This window comes from Sphaerisporangium melleum, from assembly GCF_014646695.1.
Taxonomy (GTDB): domain Bacteria; phylum Actinomycetota; class Actinomycetes; order Streptosporangiales; family Streptosporangiaceae; genus Sphaerisporangium; species Sphaerisporangium melleum.
The window spans coordinates 139,663-159,254 of record NZ_BMNT01000010.1 but is presented as its reverse complement, the minus strand read 5'-3'; the positions used below and the strand labels follow the sequence as shown (position 1 = coordinate 159,254).

At 72.3% G+C, this 19,592-nt stretch carries 14 protein-coding genes; 3 read left to right on the top strand and 11 right to left on the bottom strand.

Translation table 11 applies throughout. The features are described 5' to 3' along the window. Positions 1-2: 2 nt before the first annotated feature. Entirely contained in the window at positions 3-1,097 is a 1,095-nt protein-coding gene (locus tag IEY93_RS11095; protein ID WP_189162907.1) for a helix-turn-helix domain-containing protein, read from the bottom strand. A gap of 194 nt (positions 1,098-1,291) precedes the next feature. On the opposite strand from IEY93_RS11095, the gene IEY93_RS11090 reads away from it, so the two are divergent. Continuing rightward, positions 1,292-2,659: a dihydrolipoyl dehydrogenase family protein gene (locus IEY93_RS11090; RefSeq protein ID WP_189162906.1), complete on the top strand. Its 1,368-nt coding sequence runs from the start codon at positions 1,292-1,294 to the stop codon at positions 2,657-2,659. A 228-nt stretch (positions 2,660-2,887) separates the two neighbouring features. Here the strand turns inward: IEY93_RS11090 and IEY93_RS11085 are convergent, their stop codons facing one another. The 10 genes from IEY93_RS11085 to IEY93_RS11040 form a co-directional block, all read right to left on the bottom strand. Beyond that, positions 2,888-3,985: a DegT/DnrJ/EryC1/StrS family aminotransferase gene (locus tag IEY93_RS11085; RefSeq protein WP_189162905.1), complete on the bottom strand. Its 1,098-nt coding sequence runs from the start codon at positions 3,983-3,985 to the stop codon at positions 2,888-2,890. Next, complete coding sequence (locus IEY93_RS11080) at positions 3,982-4,689, bottom strand: acetyltransferase (protein ID WP_189162904.1); 708 nt, start codon at positions 4,687-4,689, stop codon at positions 3,982-3,984. The genes IEY93_RS11085 and IEY93_RS11080 overlap by 4 nt, the downstream gene beginning before the upstream one ends. Then, positions 4,686-6,131 carry a lipopolysaccharide biosynthesis protein gene (locus tag IEY93_RS11075; RefSeq protein WP_189162903.1) on the bottom strand — a complete coding sequence of 482 codons (1,446 nt, stop codon included), beginning with the start codon at positions 6,129-6,131 and terminating at the stop codon, positions 4,686-4,688. The genes IEY93_RS11080 and IEY93_RS11075 overlap by 4 nt, the downstream gene beginning before the upstream one ends. Further along, a complete protein-coding gene (locus tag IEY93_RS11070; RefSeq protein WP_189162902.1) occupies positions 6,128-7,339 on the bottom strand; it encodes a glycosyltransferase family 4 protein in 1,212 nt (403 codons plus the stop codon). The genes IEY93_RS11075 and IEY93_RS11070 overlap by 4 nt, the downstream gene beginning before the upstream one ends. Positions 7,340-7,439: 100 nt before the next feature. Further along, positions 7,440-8,561 (bottom strand): DegT/DnrJ/EryC1/StrS family aminotransferase, encoded by a 1,122-nt coding sequence (locus IEY93_RS11065; protein WP_203968234.1) that lies wholly within the window; start codon positions 8,559-8,561, stop codon positions 7,440-7,442. Further along, positions 8,558-9,718 (bottom strand): glycosyltransferase, encoded by a 1,161-nt coding sequence (locus IEY93_RS11060; protein ID WP_189162901.1) that lies wholly within the window; start codon positions 9,716-9,718, stop codon positions 8,558-8,560. Before IEY93_RS11060 ends, IEY93_RS11065 begins: the two co-directional genes overlap by 4 nt. Further along, positions 9,715-10,698: an NAD-dependent epimerase/dehydratase family protein gene (locus IEY93_RS11055; protein WP_189162900.1), complete on the bottom strand. Its 984-nt coding sequence runs from the start codon at positions 10,696-10,698 to the stop codon at positions 9,715-9,717. Before IEY93_RS11055 ends, IEY93_RS11060 begins: the two co-directional genes overlap by 4 nt. Further along, the gene (locus IEY93_RS11050; protein ID WP_189162899.1) at positions 10,698-11,732 is read right to left on the bottom strand and encodes a Gfo/Idh/MocA family protein; all 1,035 of its coding nucleotides are present in this window, start codon (positions 11,730-11,732) and stop codon (positions 10,698-10,700) included. The genes IEY93_RS11055 and IEY93_RS11050 overlap by 1 nt, the downstream gene beginning before the upstream one ends. A 134-nt stretch (positions 11,733-11,866) precedes the next feature. Next, positions 11,867-15,811 carry a DUF4082 domain-containing protein gene (locus tag IEY93_RS39335; RefSeq protein WP_189162898.1) on the bottom strand — a complete coding sequence of 1,315 codons (3,945 nt, stop codon included), beginning with the start codon at positions 15,809-15,811 and terminating at the stop codon, positions 11,867-11,869. A 315-nt stretch (positions 15,812-16,126) separates the two neighbouring features. Further along, the gene (locus tag IEY93_RS11040; RefSeq protein WP_189162897.1) at positions 16,127-16,786 is read right to left on the bottom strand and encodes a class I SAM-dependent methyltransferase; all 660 of its coding nucleotides are present in this window, start codon (positions 16,784-16,786) and stop codon (positions 16,127-16,129) included. Positions 16,787-16,958: 172 nt separating this feature from the next. Here IEY93_RS11040 and rfbC point away from each other — a divergent pair, with 172 nt between their 5' ends. Together rfbC and IEY93_RS11030 are read left to right on the top strand one after the other, a co-directional pair. After that, positions 16,959-17,573, top strand: a complete 615-nt coding sequence (rfbC, locus tag IEY93_RS11035; protein ID WP_203968236.1) for a dTDP-4-dehydrorhamnose 3,5-epimerase — start codon at positions 16,959-16,961, stop codon at positions 17,571-17,573. A gap of 194 nt (positions 17,574-17,767) precedes the next feature. Continuing rightward, entirely contained in the window at positions 17,768-19,579 is a 1,812-nt protein-coding gene (locus IEY93_RS11030; RefSeq protein WP_189162895.1) for a DUF4082 domain-containing protein, read from the top strand. Positions 19,580-19,592: the final 13 nt, after the last annotated feature.

Genomic DNA, 19,592 nt, shown 5'->3' with positions numbered 1-19,592 from the left:
TGTCACGGGGCGTCGTCCTCGTCGGTCCTTGGCGGAAGCTCCGACTCGCTTGTCAGTTCACCGTGCATGAGCTCCATGGCCCGGCGACTCGTGATGTCGCCATTGCGGTAGGCCGTCATCACGGCGTGAGCGAAGCCCGGGGACACGCGTATAGAGTCCAGGTCCGGCTGAGGTGTCCATCCCAGTGAGTCCCTGAACTCGGCGAATGTGGGAGGGCAGGCGCGCAGCGTTGCCTCATCCGCTTTGCCGATCACCTCTGCGGCTCGCGCCTGGCGAAGGGCGAGACTCCATGACGTTCGGTATTCGGCTGCCAGGTGAACGAGCGCCGATCGGGTCGAGCCGTGCTTGCCGTGTGCATCGGCGACGACCTTCACCGGCAGGAGAAGCTCCGCGGCGAAGGTGTCGACCACGGCCTCGCGCTCGTCGCGAGAGGCGTGCACTCCCAGATCCGATGAGTATTCGTCGCCGAGTACGAGATGTCCGAGCTCGTGAGCGGCGGTCGTGCGTCGTCGGCCGGGCTCGCCGGTCATACTGATCACAGCCGCCGCCACATCGCCGTCCACAGCCGAGGCACCGTCGCCCGGAAGGTCGGTCAGCATGAGGTACTGGCCGCACCGTTCGCAGAGATCGGCCAGCGATCGGACGGGCTGGATCCCTATGCTCAGTTCGTTTCTCAGCCATCCGGCGGCGGCGGACGCGGCGGCGCGTCCATCCACTTTCCCCGGGTAGCGCTTGATGGGCCGTAGTTCGAGCGCGTCAAGGGAAACGAGCAGCTGAATCTCGCGGATCCACGACGCCAGAGCCGTGTCCATGCGATACGAGATCTGGGCGGCGTCAGTGGTGGTGTCCTCGGCCAAGGGTGTGCGGCGGGACATGACCGCCGGAGCCGGGGTCAGGAAGTGCGCGACTGGGTGATCGAGAGCTCGTGCCAGCCGAGCCAGTTCCAGTGCGTCAAGCCGTCTGACGCCCGCCTCGATTTTACTGATCATGGTCCGGTCGAGGCCGATCGCCTCCGCCAGTTGCTCCTGCGAAAGCCGCATGGCCAGGCGTGATTCACGGACACGTTCCCCGATCTCGGTCCAGTCGAGCGCACTCATGTTGCGATAATCGCACGCTCGGCGCGTGCTAGGCCAACCAGACGCGCACTCCTCTCAGTCAGAGGCCGGTCGATCCGGCTCAGGTAGGGCTGAGGGGCGGTGAGAGAGGGAGGGGGTGAGGGGCGTCATATGCTGACGAAGTTGGGCGGCCGCGGGGAGCGGCGGTGATGGGGGACGACGGCCAGGGGGCTGGGATGGAAGACGTTGATCTGCTCGTCGTGGGCGGCGGCAAGGGTGGCAAGACCCTCGCGATGGACGCCGCGCGCAGCGGCAGGCGGGTCGCGATGGTGGAGCGGGGGATGATCGGCGGCACCTGCATCAACGTCGCCTGCATTCCGACCAAGTCCCTGGTCACCAGCGCCCGGCTGCTCCAGCGGATCCGCCGCGCCGGCGAGGTCGGCGTACGCGTCGAGAAGGCCGAGGCCGACCTGCCCCTGCTGCGCGCCCACAAGGAGGGCGTCGTGGGCGGCATGGTGGACATCAACCACCGCCAGTTCATCGACAGCGGCATGGACTTCATCCTCGGCACGGCGCGGTTCGTCGCCGAACGCACCGTCGAGGTCGACCTGGTGGACGGCGGCCGGCGCGTGCTGCGCGGCGCCGACGTGGTGGTCAACACCGGCACCGTCCCGCACGTCCCCGCCATCCCGGGGCTCGCCGAGGTGTCCCCGCTGACCAGCGAGAGCATCCTGCGGCTGGAGCGCATCCCCGACCACCTGGTGGTGATCGGCGGTGGGTACGTCGGGCTGGAGTTCGCCCAGATGTTCGCGAGCTTCGGCAGCGGCGTCACCGTGCTGGACCGCAACCCCCGGCTGCTGCCCGGCGAGGACCCGGACGTCGCCGAGGCGCTGACCGGGTTCCTCCGCGAGGACGGCGTCGTGATCCACACAGGTGTCCAGGTGGAGCGGGTCTCGGGCGAGACCGGCGCGGTGACCGTGCGGCTGACCGACGGCCGGGAGGTCGCCGGCTCGGACGTGCTGGTGGCCACCGGCCGCGCCCCCGTCACCCGCGATCTCGATCTGGCGGCGGCCGGGGTGGAGGTGGACGACCGCGGGTTCGTCAAGGTGGACGACCGGCTCGCCACCAGCGCCCCGCACACCTGGGCGGTCGGCGACGTCGCGGGGAGCCCGCAGTTCACCCACGTCTCCCTGGACGACTACCGCATCCTGAAGGCCAACCTCGCGGGCGGGGACCGCCGTACGACGGGCCGGCTGGTCCCGTGGAACCTGTTCACCGACCCCGAGCTGGCCAGGGTGGGCCTCACCGAGACCGAGGCCCGGGCGGCCGGGATGGACGTCCGGGTGGCGAAGCTGCCGGTCGCCGCGATCCCGCGGGCGCGCACGACGCGCGAGATGCGCGGGCTGTGGAAGGCGATCGTCGACCGGGAGAGCGAGCGCGTCCTCGGCGTGGCCCTGCTCGGGCCGGAGTCCTCCGAAGTGCTCACGGTCGTGCAGACCGCCATGCTGGCCGGGCTCCCGTACCCCGCGCTCCGCGACGCGATCATCGCCCACCCCACCATGGCGGAAGGTCTGAACCTCCTGTTCGCCTCCTTCGCGGACTGACGGTCCCGCCTGCCGGGTCCGGAACCAGGCCGCATGAGGGGCTTGGAGGTTCCCTGGACGTCTCGGGCGCCGGAGCCGCGAACGGTCCCGGGTAGCGCCGAGCGGAGCCCAGGTGACCCGCCACGATGGTGAGCGCCTCCCGGTGCGGGCCGGTAGATCGGTTCGAGGACCCGAGGTCGGTCAGGGGCCGGGCGACCCGCCGGGCGACGCTCGTCCACATCATCGCCGTCAGAGCTGGCGCAGGACCTTGTCCAGGGCTTCGGCGACCCGCTCCTGCTGGCCGGGGGTGAGGTGCGGGTGCATGGGCAGGGAGAGGATCTCGCCCCCGGCCCGCTCGGCGACCGGGAAGTCCCCCGGGCCGTGGCCCAGGTGGCGGAACGCCGGCTGCAGGTGCACCGGCACCGGGTAGTGGATCTGCGCCTGCACCCCGGCCTCCTGCAGCCCGGCCAGCACCCGGTCGCGTTCGGGCACCCGGATCACGTACAGGTGCCACACGTGCACGTTGCCCGGCGCGGTACGCGGCACCCGGACGCCCTCGACATCGGACAGCAGGGCCGCGTAGCGGTCGGCCGCCGCGCGGCGCAGCTCGTTCCACCCGGCCAGCCGCTTCAGCTTGGCCCGCAGCACGACGGCCTGCAGGGTGTCCAGCCGGGAGTTGAAGCCGAGCGTCTCGTGCCGGTACTTCACCTCGCTGCCGTGGCTGGTGAGCAGCCGCACCGCGCGGGCGTCCTCGGGTGAGGAGGCGAGCACCGCGCCCGCCTCGCCGTACGCGCCGAGGTTCTTGCCCGGGTAGAAGCTGGTCGCGGCCAGGCCCACCGGCGGCCGGCCGGCCTGCTCGGCGCCCTGTGACTGCGCGGCGTCCTCCACCACGGCCAGTCCGCGCGCGGCGGCCAGGTCGTGGACGGCGGCCATCGGCGCGAGCTGGCCGTACAGGTGGACCGGGATGATCGCCGAGGTGTCCTCGCCGGTGACGGCGGCCGCGGCGGCCGGGTCGAGCAGCAGGTGGTCGTCGTCGCAGTCGGCGAGCACCGGCCGCAGCCCGGCCCGGACGACGGCCTCGGCGGTGGCCACGAAGGTGTTGGCGGGCAGCACGACGCCGCTGCCGGCGGGCAGGTCGCGGGCGCGCAGCGCCAGCTCGATGGCGTCGGTGCCGTTGCCCACGCCCACGCAGTGCGGCACGCCGGTGAACGCGGCGTACTCCTGCTCGAACGCCGCGACGTCCGGGCCCTGCACGAACGCGGTGTTCGCGAGCACCCGGTCGAAGCCCTCGGCCACCTCCTCGGCCACCTCGGCGTGCGCGGCGCGCAGATCGACGAACGGGATCATGAGTGCTGCTCCTGGGAAGAGGGGATGTTTTCCGGGGAATCGGGGGGAAGGGTGACCTCGGCGGGGCGCAGGAACCGGGCGGGGACGCCGGCCCACACCTCGCGGGCGGGGACGTCACGGGTGACGACCGACCCCATGCCGACCAGGGCGTAGGCGCCGATCACGCGCGTCTCGCGGACCAGGGCGCCGGAGCCGAGGTAGGCGCCGGTCTCGACGTGGACGCCGCCGGCCAGCCGCACCCCGGCGGCCAGCGTGGCGAAGTCGCCGATCACGTCGTCGTGGGTGAGGGTCACGTGCGGCATGACGCTGACGTGCGCGCCGACCGTGACGGCGGCGGTGAGCACGGTCTGGGCGAGCACGATCGTCCCCGGCCCGAGGGTGGAGGTCCGGGACACGCTCGCGCCGGGATGGACGAGCGTGGCGTACCGTTCGGGCGGCAGGCCGAGGCGGCTGACCAGGCGGGCCCGGCTCGCGTGGTCGCGCGGGCTGCCGACGCAGACCACGACCCGCGCGTCCTGCCGTTCCAGCGCCTCGGCGGAGCCGCCGAGCACCGGGACGCCGTCCACGACCGTGCCGTGCTTGGCCGGGTCGTCGTCCAGGTGGCCGAGCAGCTCCCAGGTGGGGGAGACGTCGTTGATGGCGTGGACGAGCTGTGCGGTCTCCCGGGCGAACCCGCCCGCGCCGACGATCAGCAGCGGGGTCACGTGGCCTCCTTGATGTCGCGTAGCACGGCGCGCCTGCGGTAGCCGTACGCCGCCACGACCAGCACGCCGAATGCGCCCGAGACGGCCAGGACGGCGAGGTCGGCCAGGCCCGGGCCGGCGAACCGCCCGGCGAGCACGGCGACCGCACCGACGGCGAGCGCGGCGAGCACGGCGGGCCACAGGCCGCGCGCGAACGCGCCGAGCCGGACACCGGCCCGGGCCAGCATCCACAGGTAGGCGGGCAGCACGACCAGGCCGGCCACGGCGACGAGCGCGATCGCCGCGCCGCGCAGCCCGCCGGCGCCGACGCCGATCCACATCGCGGGCACCAGCACGACCAGCCACAGTGCCTGGACGGCGAGGACGGCCCGTGAGCGTTCCAGGACGACCAGGTAGTCGTAGACCAGCTCGAACAGGATGCGCAGCCCGGCCAGCACGCCGAGCCCGGCGAGCGCGACCGCGGCCGGCTCCCACTCGGCGCCGTACACGAACCGGATGATCGGCGGCGCGGCGCCGGCGAGCAGCAGGCACATCGGCAGGGTCAGCCCGGCCAGCAGCGAGGCGACCGCGACGAACGAGCGGTTCAGGGTGGGCCGGTCGTGCTGGAGCCGGGCGAACGCGGCCGGCGCGACGGCGCGCACCGGCTGGGAGAACACCGCGACCGGCCACCCGGACAGGTTCACGGCCAGGACGTAGAAGCCGAGCGCGGTCGAGCCGAGCACGTGCCCGATGACGAGCTGGTCGGCGTACCCGACGCCGAAGACCAGCAGGGACGCGCCCGCGAGCGGCACTCCGAACCGGACCAGCCTGCGCGCGACCATCGGGTCGTACCCGAACCGCGGCGGGTGCGGCGCGAAGCGGACCAGCAGCGCGCCCCCGGCGAGCGAGCCGCAGACCCGGCCGATCGCGAGGCTCATCGCGCCCCAGCCGAGCAGGGCGAGGGTCAGGGAGATCAGCGCGCCGAGCCAGTTGTCCACCTGGTCGGCGATCATCTTGCGTCCCTGCATGAACTCGCGCTGCATCAGCGCCGCCGAGGGGGCGACCAGGCCGTTGGTGACCACGCTGATGGCGAGCACGCGCACCGGGCCGGTGGCGGCGGGGTTGCCCATCACCTCGGCGAACGCGGGCGCGGCCAGCACGAAGGCGCCGCAGACCAGGACGCTGAACCCGGCCGACATCGTGGCCACGGTGGGCACGATGGTGCGCGGGTCGTCCGGCCAGCGCACGATGGCGAGGCTCACGCCCAGCTCGTTGATGCTCAGCATGGCGAGCAGCGCGACGAGCGCCACCGCGAACGTGCCGAACTCGGCCGGCCCCAGCACGCGGGCCAGGGTGATCCCGATGGCCAGCGTGCCGAGCCGTGCCGCGATCGTGCTGAGGAAGCTCCACCCCAGCGCCCGGCCCGCCCGGCCGCGCAGGGACGTCGCGTCGACGCCGGTCATGTGCGGCTTCGCGCGACGGCGTTGAAGTCGTCCAGGGCCTGGGTGCCGCGCAGCCGCGCGTACTTGCGGCGGAGCTTGTAGCCCAGCACGCCCGCGGCGGCGCCGAACGCGTGCAGGGCGGCGGGGCGGTCGGCGATCGCCTGCTCGTAGATCTCCAGCTGGACGCGGGCGGCGCGCTCCAGGCTGAAGCGTTCCACGACCAGGCGCCGCCCGTACGCGCCGAGCTCGCGGCGCAGCTCCGGATCGCCGTGCAGACGGCGCAGCGCGGCTTCCAACCGCGGGGCGCCCTCGTGGGCGCCGGCGCCGAGGCCGTACCAGCCCTGGTTGAGGAAGGTCTTCTCGCTCTCGGGGGTGAGCAGCTCGAAGAAGCCCAGCTCGCCCTGCACGATGAGCGGCTTGGCGAAGGCCAGCGAGCGCAGCGCCGAGCCGCCCATGGCCAGGCAAACGTCGGCCGCCTCGTAGGCGGGCCGCGGGTCGATGAGCTGGCCGGTGACCACGACGGCGCGGCGGCCCGCGGCGGCGTTGGCGGCGGCGGCGCGCGCCTCCACCTCCTCACGGGCCTGCCCGTCGCCGACGATGATGAGCCGAAGGTCCAGCTCACCGGCCAGCCGCCCGACGACGTCGATCGCGGTGAGCACCCCTTCGAGTTTCAGCTCGGCGGCCAGCCGCCCCACGACCACGATGTCCAGCGGGCCCGGCGCCAGGTCGAACGCGCGCCGGAACTCCTCGACCGGGCGGCCGGGCGCGTTGGCCTCGACGTCGACCGGCGGCTCGATGAGGTGGACGTGCCGGCGCCCGGGGGCCGCCTGCTCCTGGATCTCCCGGGTGCCGACGACCAGCGGCAGCGAGGGCGGCAGGAAGGGGGCCACCTGCATGGACATGATGGTGCAGACCGCCGTGGCCCGTCCTCGCAGGCTCGCGTAGAACGCCTCGATGCCCGGCGGCCACTCGTACCCGTGGATCACGTCCAGGCCGCGCCGGGCGGCCAGGTCGCGCAGCGTCCGCACGGTGGCGGGGGAGGGCCGGCGGCGGCCCGGGTCGAGCGGCAGGTGTTCCAGCCCGGCGTCGACGAGGTGCGCGACCATCGGGCCGGGCTCACCGATCACGCTGACCTCGTGCCCGAGCCGCTGGATGGCGGCGCCGAGCTCGATGGCGTTGAGCTGGCTGCCGCCGACCTCCATGGCGTGCGGGTAGACCAAGATTCGCACGGTCGGTTCTCCAGGGAAGGGGGGTGCCACCGGCTCGGCGGGCCGCCTGGTGCCGCTGCCTGCACGCCGCGCCGGTGAACACGATGGGACGGGGGACCTGTCAGGCACGCGCGGCGGCGTGCAGAGCCTCGGCGACCTGGTCCTGCTCGGCCTCGGTCATCTGGTGGAACAGCGGCAGGATCAGCGAGTTGCGGGTGAGCCACTCGGTGTGCGGCAGCTCGCCCGCGGGCACGCCGGCGTAGGCGGGCTCCAGGTGGGCCGCCATGATGCCGCGCCGGGCCGAGACGCCCCGGCCGGCGAGGTGCACCAGCAGCTCGTTGCGGCTCATCGGGAAGTCGCCGGGCAGCGCGATCCAGAACGACTGGTAGTTCGTCGTGCCGTGCTCGGGGTCGCCCACCATGGCGAGGCCCGGGATGCCGGCCAGCAGCTCGTGGTAGCGCGCGGCCAGCGCCCGGCGCCGGGCCACCATGCCGGGCAGCCGGCCGAGCTGCACCAGCCCGACCGCGGCCTGCAGGTCGGTCATCCGGTAGTTGAACCCGACCTCGGTGTACTCCTCGGGGGCGCTGGAGCCGCTGGCGTGCCGGTCGGCGGCGCTGACGCTCATGCCGTGCTCGCGCAGCCGGCGGGCGCGGGCCGCCTGCTCGGGGTCGTCGGTGGTGAGCATGCCGCCCTCGCCGGTGGTGAGCAGCTTGCGCGGGTGGAACGACCAGGCGGCCAGGCCGGCACCGGCGCCCACCGGCCGGTCGCGGTAGGTCGAGCCGGCGGCGCACGCGGCGTCCTCGACCAGGGCGAGCCCGCCGTGCGCGGCGCGGATGTCCTCGACGTCGGCCGGCACGCCCGCCTGGTGGACGACGATCACCGCGCGGGTGCGCGGCGTGCGGACCGCGTCGATGGTCTTGGCGGTCAGGTTGCCGGTCGCCGGGTCGATGTCGGCGAACACCGGGGTGGCCCCGGCGTAGCGCACGACGTTGGCCGTGGCGATGAACGACAGCGACGGGACGATCACCTCGTCGCCGGGGCCGACGCCCGCGAGCACCAGCGCCAGGTGCAGCGCGGTGGTGCAGGAGGAGGCGGCGACCCCGTGGCCGGCCTGGACGCTCGCGGCGAAGGCGCGCTCGAACTCGGCCACCTTCGGGCCCTGCGCGACCCAGCCGGAGGCGATGACCTCGCCGACGGCGGTCTGCTCCTCGGGGCCGAACCACGGCCGCATCACCGGGATCATCGCCCGGCCACCTCCTTGACGTCGAGTTCGAGCAGGTCGGCCAGCAGGCGGACCCGGTGGTGCCAGTCGTGCCGCGCCGCGAAGGCCCGCCGCCGTCCGGCGAGGTCCTCGGTGCGCGGGGTGCCGAGCCCGGCGGTGACGGCGGCGGCGAACGCGCCGGGGGTCCGCGCGACCGCGATCAGCGGCCCGGCGTCCAGCCAGGCCGTGGCGGGCAGGTCGGTGGAGACCGCGGCCCGGCCCGCGGCGAGGTACTCCAGGGTCTTGAGCGGGAAGCTCGCCCGGTTGAAGGCGCTGTCGGCGTACGGCGTGAGCCCGACGTCCATGATCCGCAGATAGGACGGCAGCTCCTCGTACGGCTTGCGGCCCACCCAGTGCACGTTGGGCAGCACGACCAGGCGCGGCCACCGCTCAGGCTCGTAGTCGCCGACGCGCGGGCCGACGAGCACCAGAGGCGCCCCGGTGGCGGCGACGGCCTCCAGCAGGGCGATGTCGATGCGCGCATTGATGTGGCCGACGAACCCGGCGACCGGCGTGGCGGCCAACTCGGCCGGCAGGTCGGCGGGCGGCGGCGCGTCGTCGACGCCGGAGTACGCCGCCACGTCGCAGCCGTTGGCGACCAGCGCCGCGGGCCGGCCGTCCCTGGTGAAGCGCTCGGTCAGGTGCGGCGAGCAGGCGGCGATCACATCGGCCCGCTCGGTCATCCGCCGCTCGGCGCGGGCCAGCCTGGCGGTGGACATGCGGATCAGCGCGGCCCCGGCCACCAGATCATCGGTGACGTACCGCACCGTGCGGGCGCCGGGCGCGACGTCCATCAGGTCGGTGGTCCCGGCGACGACCACTCCGGTCACCCTGGCCCCGATGCGCCGGGCGGCGCCGCGCACCGCCCGCCGGGCCAGCGCGGCGGTGACCCGCTCGACGCCGGCGCGGTAGGCGGCGGGCGGCGCCACCGGGCTGAGCCGCCACAGGCCGGGACGCACCTGCCGCAGGACGTGCCCCGCCTGCCCGGTCTCCGGGTCGCGCAGCCCCGAGCGGACCGGGCGCGGCGGGTCGACGTACAGCACGGTGGTGTAGGCGCTCAGCCGGTCGGCCACGTGCCGGTCGGTGCCGCTGACCCCGTCGTACCGCGTGCCCGCGCCGTAGACGAGAAGGTCGTTCACGCGGTCTTCTCGGCGCGCCACCAGGCGACCAGGCGGCGCAGCCCCTCTTCGAGGTCCACCTCCGCCTTCCAGCCGAGCAGCTCGGCCGCCTTGCCCACGTCGGCCAGCCGCCGGGTCACGCCGTTCACCGCGCGGGCGGGCCCGAACTCAAGGCCCAGGTCGCTGGCGTCCATGACCGACATCAGCGCCTCGGCCAGCCCGCGCAGGCTGGTCTCGGTGGAGCTGGCGATGTTGACCACCTCGTCGGTGACCTCGCTCGCCGCGGCCAGCAGGTTCGCGCGGGCGATGTCCTCGGTGTAGACGAAGTCCATGGTGGCCAGGCCGTCGCCCAGGATCAGCGGCGGGGTGCCGGCCTCGATGCGCTCCATCCACCGGATCAGCACCTCGGTGTACAGGCCGTGGATGTCCATGCGCGGCCCGTAGACGTTGAAGTAGCGCAGCGCCACGTAGTCCAGGCCGCGCATGGCGTGGAAGCTGCGCAGCAGCCCCTCGTTGAACGTCTTGGCCGCCCCGTACAGGGTGTCGTTGGCGTACGGGTGGTGGTCCTCGCGGGTGGGGAACTCGGTGGCCAGGCCGTACACCGAGGCCGAGGAGGAGGCGACGACCTTGCGCACCCCCGCGTCGGCGGCGGCCTCGACCACCTCGTAGGTGCCGTCCACCAGGACCTCCAGGGCCAGGCGCGGCTCCTCGGCGCACTGGGTGATCCTGATCGCGGCCAGGTGGAACACCAGGTCCATGCCCTGGGTCAGGGAACGCACCAGCGCGGTGTCGCGGATGTCGCCCTCGACCACGCGCAGCCGTCCGGTGTCCCCGGCGGCGGCCTCGGCGGCGGCCAGGTTGGCGCGGCGCCCGCGGACGAAGTTGTCGAGCACGACCACCTCGCCGGCGCCGGCGGCCAGGAGCTGGTCCACCACCGTCGAGCCGATCGTGCCCGCGCCTCCGGTCACCAGGCAGCGGCTGTTCTCCAGAGCCGAGATCATCAGGCGGTTCCCCCCAGGTCGATTCGCTTGCCGTCATTCTGGATGCTTCGTCCCGCGGCTTCCAGGAGAGCCAGGACGCGCAGCCCGGACCGGCCGTCGGTCAGCGGGCTGCGTCCTTCGGCGATGGCCGCCGCGAACTCGCTCATCACGCCGCGCAGCGCCTCGCGCTCGGGCAGGGCGGGTACGACGACGTCACCGGTGCGATAGGAGATGAGGGCGGCCCGCCGCTCGTCCTCGCCCGCGGAGGTGAGGTCCACCCCGCGGTCGTACACCGACAGGCGCTGGGCCGGGTTGACGTCGTCCCAGACGATGGTGCGCCGCGAGCCGCCGATCACGGTGGTGCGGATCTTCGTCGGGCTCAGCCAGTTGACGTGGACGTGCGCGATCGCCCCCGACGACAGCCACAGGGTGAGGTAGGCCAGGCAGGGCCGGCCGGCGCCGATCGGGTCGGAGCTGTGCGCGGCCACCGCGATCGGCGTCACGCCCTGCGGGAGCACGAAGTCCAGGATGGACAGGTCGTGCGGCGCGAGGTCCCACAGCACGTCCACGTCCGGCTGCACCAGGCCCAGGTTGATGCGCACCGAGTCGACGAACTGCACCTCGCCCAGCTCGCCGGAGGCGATCAGCTCGCGGATGCGGCGGACCACCGGCGTGTAGCAGAAGGTGTGGTCGAGCATGAGCACCCGCCCGCGCTCCTCGGCGAGGGCCACCAGCTTGGCCCCCTCCTCGTAGGTCGGGGTGAGCGGCTTCTCCACCAGGACGTGCTTGCCGGCGTCCAGCGCGGCGCGCACCAGGTCGAAGTGGGTGCGGGCCGGGGTGGCGATGGCGACGGCCTGGACGGCGGGATCGTTCAGCACCTCCTCCACCGAGGAGGTCGGCCGCACGGTGGTGTAGCGGCCGAGCACCGCCCTGGCACGTTCCTCGTCCAGGTCGCACAGCCACTCCAGGCGAAGCTCCGGGGTGGCCATCGCGTTCCGCACCAGGTTCGGGCCCCAGTAGCCCGCACCGATCACGGCAAGGCCGATCGACGTCAACGCGGCTCTCCTCTCCTGCTCGTCGGGTCGGACGTTCGGTGGTGCGTGCCGGCCGGTCAGCCGACCGGCCGGCTCCGGTGCGGTCCGGGCCGGCGCGGGTCTCGCGCCGATCGAACCGCACCGGGATGACGGGACTAGCTCGACGGGGTGAACAGCACGTCCACCCAGTAGTTGGCGCCGTTGTAGCTGGCGGTCGGGAAGCCGGGGTCGGACCCGTACCGGTAGACGCCGTTGGCGCCGGCCGGACCGCCGTTGACCAGGGCGGTCAGCGGCGAGTTGACCTGCGGCCCGTTGGTGAAGTAGCCGCCGTCACCCGCGTAGTGGCCGTTCGGCGCGTGGTAGGAGGCGACGTACACCTGCCCGGCCACCACGTCCACCGGGGTGGTGAACTGCACCGTCTGCCAGCCCGAGGCGCTCTCGTTGTCGAAGGTGGCCTGGGCCAGCGGGGTGCCGGTGGCGCTCCACAGGTGGCCGGTGTGGACGCCGGTGTTGCCCGCGCCCTTGTAGAACCGGACGCCGGTGATCTGGCCGTCCATCTCGGCGGTGAACTTCACCCCCACCTCCACGGCGTCCGAGTCGTTGACCGAAGGGTTGGCCGGGACGGCGTTGCTGGCCCAGATGGAGCACGGGCAGCTCGCCGGGCCGCCGGTCGTGAACGACCACGATGTCATGATCATTGTGTTGTCGTTGTCGTCCTTCGCGCCGCTCACCGTGACGGTGTACGTCGTGCTCTGCGCCAGCGGGGCGTCCGGCGTGAAGGTGAGCAGCGTGCCGGCCTCGTTGAGCGCCGCCGACCCGGCCACCGCCTGGTTGGCGGCGTTCTTCACCGTGATGGCCGCGGTGCCGGGGACGATCGGCTCGCTGAACGTGGCGGTCACCGCCGTGCCGGTGGCCACTCCCGTGCCGCCGTGGTCGGGCGACCTGAGGGTGATGTACGGCGCGGTGGTGTCGGCGAGCTTGGTGTAGATGACGTCCACCCAGTAGTTGGTGGCCCCCCACGACTGGTCGGGGAAGGCCCGGGTGGCGCCGTACTTGTAGACGCCGTTGCCGCCGCTGGTGCCGCTGGCGAGCGCGCGCAGCGGGCCCGCGGTCACCGCGGACGCCAGGCCCGCCGAAGTGCCCGCGTACCGGCCGTTCGGCGCGTGGTAGGAGGCGACGTAGGTGGTGTCCCTGGTCACCGGCCACGGCGTGCTGAAGTAGACCTCCTGCCAGCCCTGGGTGGACTCGTCGCTGAACGTCGCCGTGGTCAGCTCGGCGCCGGTGCCCGACCACAGCGTGCCGGTGTGGGTGCCGGTGTTGCCGGGGCCCTTGTAGAACCGGATGCCCTCGATGAAGCCGTCGGCCGCGGCCTGGAACTTCACGCCGACCTCCACCGAGCCGCCGTCGTTGATGCTCGGCGTGTCGGGCACGGTGACGTCCGGCCAGATCGTGCACGGGCACACGCCCGCCGCCCACGGCTTGGCCGTGGTGAAGGAGAACGTGTACGGCTGGGTCATCGTGTTGTTCGCGTCGTCCTTGGCGCCGGACACCGCCACCGTGAACCGCTCGCCGGCGGCCAGCGGCGCGGCGGGCGCGAAGGTGAGCGTCTTGCGCGCGGCGTCCAGCGACACCGTGCCCGCGACGTTCGCCTGCGTGGTGTCCTTGACGGTGAACGTCGCGGTGCCGGCCTGGATCGGCTCGCCGAAGGTCACCTTGGGCTGCGCCGTCGTCGGCAGGCTGGAGGAGCCGGGCACCGGCGCCGCCGAGGTCGCGGCCGGCGGGTAGATGTCGTTGACCGTGAACACGACGTCGACGTAGTAGTTGCCGCCGTTGAAGGTCTGGGTGGGGAAGCCCGCCCCGGCCCGGTAGACGCCGTTGCCCGCGTTCACGGTGGCGGCCGGGGCGGTCAGCGGCGGGTTGACCAGCGGCTGGTAGCGGTAGAAGTTCGCGTCGGCGGCGTAGTGTCCGTTCGGCGCGTAGTACGAGGCGACGTACTCGGTCCCGGCGCTGACCGGGACCGGCGAGGCGAAGTTCAGCTTCTGCCAGCCGGTCGAGGTCTCGCCGCCGAACGTGCCGGTGGCGAGCGGGTCGCCGGTGGCCGACCACAGCGTGCCGGTGTGGGTGCCGGTGTTGCCGGTGCCCTTGTAGAACTTGATACCGGTCAGGTAGCCGTTCACCGACGGGACGAACCGCACGCCGAGCTCCAGCGCGCTGCCGTCGTTCTCCGCCGGGTTGGCCGGGACGGCGGTGGAGGGGAACAGGCTGCACGGGCACTCGACGGTGACGTTGCGCGTGGCCTCGGCGCCGACGTTGCCGCTGTCGTCGGCGGCGCGCGCCTTGACGGTGGTGGCGCCGACTCCGCTGACCTTCCAGGAGTAGGTCCAGCTCGTGCGCCCGGTGGCCGGGTGCCAGGTGGCGCCGCCGTCGGTGGAGACCTCGACCGCGCCGACCTGCCCGCCGCCGCCGTCGGTGGCGGCGCCGCTGATGGTGGCCGTGGCGCCGTTGGTCACGGTCGTCCCGGCCGCCGGGGCGGTGATGGTCACCGAGGGAGCGGTGGTGTCGGTGGACTTGGTGGCGGCGCTCAGCGGGGACATCAGCGACTTGGGCTGCACTCCCATGTCGGCGAACAGGTTGACCGTCGCCTGCTTGATGGTGAGGTTGCTGTAGTCGGTGTCGTTGTAGCTGTCGTGCTCCGCGTCCAGGCCCCACGTCCACTGCACGGTGCCCGCGCCGAACACCAGCGCGCCGCTGGGGGCGCGGTAGAGCGTGATGCGGTGGGTCGCGCTCTTGACCGCGACGTTGGTGCCGTAGTCGATGAGCACCTGCTCGGCCGTCGCGGTCGAGCTGGACATCGGCACCAGGCCCTTGGGACGTGACCCGTTGTCGACGTCCTCGTCCCACTCGTAGCCCACGACGCCGGGGATGCTGATCGACCCGGAGTTCTGGCCGGCGACCGAGGTGCCGCGCCAGAACCGCATCTTGCCGTCGGCGGCCGGGACGGTCAGCGGGATCGCCTCGCAGCCGTTGGACTCGTAGGTGCAGTTGACGGTGAACAGCGTGCCGGTGAGCGCGTTCTCCGGCCGGCCGCCGTCGGCCGGCGGGCTGAGGCGCGGATCGCGCCAGGTGCCGGTCCAGACGTTCGGCGCCGGGTCGATCTTGGCGCCGGCGTGGGTCTCCTTGTAGGAGACCAGCGTGCGGTAGGAGTTCTCCCAGCGGGTCTTCCAGTAGACCTCGTTGCCGCTGAAGAACGCGAGGTTCACGCCGTTGTCGCGGGCGGCCTCGAACGCCGAGCGCTCCTCGCCCGACCAGTACTCGTCGTGGCCGACCGACAGCACGGTCTTGTGCTGGCGCAGCGTGGCCGGTGCGCGGGCGGCGTCCACCGAGGCCATGTAGGAGACGTTGTAGCCGTTGGCCTCCAGCCAGCGCACCATGGGGTACTCGTTGGCGAAGACGAAGTCGCGGCCCCACGGGGTGGACTCGCGGGTGTTGAACGGCCGGTTGTAGCTCACCTTGACCGCGCGGCCCGGCGCGGCGGTGCTGTCGCCGCGGTACAGGCTGTTGAGCACCTTGTTCGGGTTGTCCTCGGTGGCGGGGATGTCGCCCCAGGAGTTGTAGGCCTGCCAGGTGCTGTCGGAGGTGCGGAACAGCAGGTCGGCGGTGCTCGCGTCGTCTCGGACCACGAAGACGATGTGGGTGTCGTCCCCGGTGTCGGTACGGATCACGTGGGCGAAGTAGATGCCCGAGACGGCGGTGGTGGGAACGGTCCAGCTCGCGACCGTGCCCCAGGTGCAGGCCACCTCGCCGGTGGTGGTGTTCACCGGGCAGGTCGGCTGGTTGCGCGAGACGGATGTGGTGGCGGGCACGGTGAGCACCTTGCGCGCGCCGTTGCCCTGGTAGTACCCCATCCGGTAGATGTCCACCTGCAGGTTGAGCGCGGCGGACCTGATCTTGAAGTTGATCGTCTGGCCGAGGTTGACGCTCATCTGGTCGCCGTAGCCCTCGACCGTGCCCCGCGGATCGGTGTCCCATTCCGAGGGGTCGGCACCCGTGATGGTGTTCTCACAGGTGATCTTGTTGCCACCCGCGTCGCATGGCCCCATCGCCCGCGCCGGAGCGGCGGGGGCCCAGAGGAGTGCGGCGAGAGTCAACGCCGCTGCTGCGAACGCCGACCTGTGTCGGCGGCGCGCGGCACTGCGCGGTATCAATGAAAGCTCCCACGTGATCTGCGAGAAGGGTGAAATTCCCCGGTGGTGCTCACGCTGTGGAGCGTGGTCCCGGCGAGGAGGACGCCCGGACCTGTGGACCGGTTTACGGCCCCTCCCGAACTGCCGTCACTTGTGTCACACATGTCACATGACCGGTTTCGCGCAATGCCTGTCACGTGGGCGGACACGGCCGGAGACCCCGTGGCGCGCCTAGCCCTGCCTGATCGCGATGACCGACTTCACCAGGCCGGCCAGCCGCTCGAAGCGGATCTGCGAGGAAGGGAAATAGTGCCGCATCTCGGTGATGCTCAGCAGTTCGACCTCCATCACGATGTTGCGCGCGGCGTCGCGGTCGGAGGTGGGGGTGTGCACGAGCGGCCAGCGGCGCAGCAGCGAGGTGCGGGCGGCGATCGGCAGGTACTGGAAGCCGGGGAACAGGAAGTGCGGCTCCACGGGGAAGTACCGGTAGGGGGTCTGCACCCAGTGGCGGTCGGCGAGGTGGTGCACCGCGTCGGCGAACAACTGCCGGCGCAGGTGCCCGCCGACGTGCTCGATGACCGCGTTGGAGAACACCAGGTCGTACTTGGTGCCCAGGATGGCGGCGGGCAGGTCGCAGGCGTCGGCCACGTCGGCCTTCAGCCACGGGGGCAGGTTGGCCGGCGGCTTCTCCAGGTTGACGATCTGCACGTGCGCGGGCCGCACCGGCGCCCGAAGCCAGGCGCCGGCCGTGCCGCCGAGGTCGATCACCGACATCTCCGACAGGTCGGGGAAGCGCTGCGCGAACCACTGCCAGCGGCGGGCCCGGGCCTTGGCGCCGAGCGAGTCGGGGGCGTCGACGAAACGGCTCCGGAGGGCGTTCAGACGGCTCATGGTCTCTCCTTGGCGGGGAGTGCGGGGGGCACGGAGCGGGTCTGCCGTTGGCGCGGCCGGCGTGGGCACGTTCCAACGCCGGAAGCCCAACTATCGCAGACGCCGTGCGGCGACGCGCGCGCCGCCGCCCTTTGATAGCGCACCGAGATCGAGGGATGTCATTCTGTGTGACGTGGAACGTTTGAGCATCGCCGACGCGTACGTGTTCACCCCTGCCGTCCACGAGGACGACCGGGGTGCCTTCCTGGAGTGGTACCGCGCGGACCGGATGTCCGAGGTCATGGGGCACGACCTGCGGCTGGCGCAGGCGAACTACTCCGTCTCGCGCCGCGGGGTGGTGCGGGGCGTCCACTTCGCCGACGTGCCGCCCGGTCAGGCCAAGTACGTCACCTGCGTCAGCGGCGCCGTGCTGGACGTGATCGTGGACATCCGGCAGGGCTCGCCGACGTTCGGGCGCGTGGAGACCGTCGAGCTGGACGACCGCACCAGGCGCGGGGTCTACCTGGCCGAAGGGCTGGGGCACGCGTTCATGGTGCTGAGCGAGCAGGCCACCGTGGTCTACATGTGCTCCGAGCCGTACGCTCCGGGGCACGAGCACGGGGTGGACCCGATGGACCCCGAGATCGGCATTCCCTGGCCGCGGGACATCGAGCCGCTGCTGTCGCCGAAGGACGCCGCGGCGCCGACGCTCTCGCAGGCCCTGGAGAAGGGGCTGCTGCCGCGGTACGACGACTGCCAGGCGTACTACGCCGCGTTGCGTGCGGGCGGGGCCGCGCACGCGGGGTGATCATGAGGTGACGGGCGGTTTTGGGTGGTATGAATCGCGGGATTCTGTCACCACAATCCGGCTTCCCATACTGATTTAGTGCTTTTGCTGGGATAAAAGAGGTGATGCGGTTGTCTCATGCTTTCCCAACCGCAACAATGGCCTCGCACTGAAACATGATCGAGCCCGGCGCCCGCCGCCGGAGGTGGAGGCTCGTGCCAGTGAGCGATTCCCGGCACGCGGACAGGCGGCGCGCCCGGCGGCGCCCGCCGTCCAACGAAGCGAGATCGTCCGGCGCACGCCGGTTCCCCGTAACAGGATGGATCACCCTGCTGGCCGGCGCCGCCGTACTCGGCGCCACCGTCACCGTGGTGATCAACGGCAGGCAGCAGCCCGTCGCCAAGACCGCTCCGGTCGCGGCGGAGGTGACGCTGGAGACCACCCTGTGGAAGTCCGGCAAGGTGACCAAGGCCACGAGCCAGGTCGAGAACACCCCGCTGGAGCTCGGCACCCGCTTCAAGGCCGCCCGTGACGGCGTGGTGGCCGGCATGCGGTTCTACAAGCCCGCCGCGGAGCGCGGCACCCACCGCGGCACCCTCTGGGACTCCAAGGGCAAGCCGCTGGCCAAGGTGACCTTCACCGGTGAGTCCAAGAGCGGCTGGCAGCAGGCGATGTTCGACGCGCCGGTGCCGATCGTCGCGGGCCGGGTCTACACCGTCTCCTACCACACCAGCAACGGCGGGTACGTCGCCTCGCCCGGCGTGTTCGACGAGCCGGTCACCGTCGGCCCGCTGACCGCGCAGGCCGGCGTGTTCGGCACCACGGCCCGCTCGGCCTTCCCCTCGAACGTGCACAAGAGGCGGGTGAGCTACTGGGTCGACGTCATCTTCCGGCACCGGGAACGCCGCCACTTCCCGCGCCCCGGCGACCGGCCGACCGACGACCCGACGATCGTGCCGACGACCAGCACCGGTCCGAGCGCCACCCCGTCCACCGAGGTCTCGGCCACCCCGTCGTCCGACGTCACCACCGGGCCGACCGCGAGCGGCTCGCCGAGCCCGTCCTCGCCGGCCACCGCCGAGCCGACCCCGACGCGCACCCGGACCGCCGGGCCTTCGGCCACCCCGAAGCCGTCCGGCAGCGCCTCGGCCTCGCCCAAGCCGGCGACGCCCAGGCCGTCGCTCAGCCCGAACCCGACCAACCAGCCGACCAAGGAGCCGAGCGCGACGCCGAAGCCGAGCACCACCCCGCCGCCCACCGGGGGCTTCCCCGGGGCCGGGGACACCGGTGTGCCGAACGGCGTGACGCTCAAGGAGAGCGGCTCGGTCACCGTGACCAAGGACGGCACGGTCATCGACGGCCTTCTGGTCAACGGTGAGATCAACGTGCAGGCCGACAACGTGACGATCCGCAACACCCGCGTGGCGGCGGCGCCCGGCGAGTGGGGCGTCATCCAGCGCAACGGCCACGGCGGGCTCACCGTCGAGGACACCGAGATCTTCGGCAACGGCAAGCAGCGCACGCAGTTCGGCATCATCAACCAGGGCGGCGACCTGACCGTGCGCCGGGTGGACATCCACACGATCAGCAACGGCATCCTCACCGAGCAGGGCCTGATCGAGGACTCCTACCTCCACGATCCGAAGTACTACTCAGGTGACCACACCGACATGATCATGTGTACCAGCGGGCCGCCGTCCGGGGCCAAGCTGGTCATCCGCGGCAACACGGTGATCAACACCCTGGAGCAGACCGGCGCCATCGCCCTCTTCCAGGACTTCGGCGTGGTCCGCAACGTGACCGTCGAGGGCAACTTCCTGGCCGGCGGCGGCTACAGCCTGTACGGCGGGGCCGGCTCCAAGGGCACCTCGTCCAACATCAAGGTCGTCGGCAACGTCTTCAGCAAGGACGTCTGGGCCAAGGGCGGCTACAACGGCCCGGTGGCCTACTGGGACAAGAACGGCTCCGGCAACGAGTGGCGGGACAACGTCTGGGAGGACGGCAAGCCCGTCCCCGCGGGCGGCTGACCCCCTGCGACAT

Excerpts from the sequence above, each read along its gene's own strand:
- IEY93_RS11085 (WP_189162905.1), bottom strand. The coding sequence starts at position 3,985 with ATGATCCCGTTCGTCGATCTGCGCGCCGCGCACGCCGAGGTGGCCGAG.
- IEY93_RS11095 (WP_189162907.1), bottom strand. The coding sequence starts at position 1,097 with ATGAGTGCGCTCGACTGGACCGAGATCGGGGAACGTGTCCGTGAATCA.
- IEY93_RS11090 (WP_189162906.1), top strand. The coding sequence starts at position 1,292 with ATGGAAGACGTTGATCTGCTCGTCGTGGGCGGCGGCAAGGGTGGCAAG.
- IEY93_RS39335 (WP_189162898.1), bottom strand. The coding sequence starts at position 15,811 with ATGGGGCCATGCGACGCGGGTGGCAACAAGATCACCTGTGAGAACACC.
- IEY93_RS11055 (WP_189162900.1), bottom strand. The coding sequence starts at position 10,698 with ATGATCTCGGCTCTGGAGAACAGCCGCTGCCTGGTGACCGGAGGCGCG.
- IEY93_RS11040 (WP_189162897.1), bottom strand. The coding sequence starts at position 16,786 with ATGAGCCGTCTGAACGCCCTCCGGAGCCGTTTCGTCGACGCCCCCGAC.
- IEY93_RS11065 (WP_203968234.1), bottom strand. The coding sequence starts at position 8,561 with ATGATCCCGGTGATGCGGCCGTGGTTCGGCCCCGAGGAGCAGACCGCC.
- IEY93_RS11075 (WP_189162903.1), bottom strand. The coding sequence starts at position 6,131 with ATGACCGGCGTCGACGCGACGTCCCTGCGCGGCCGGGCGGGCCGGGCG.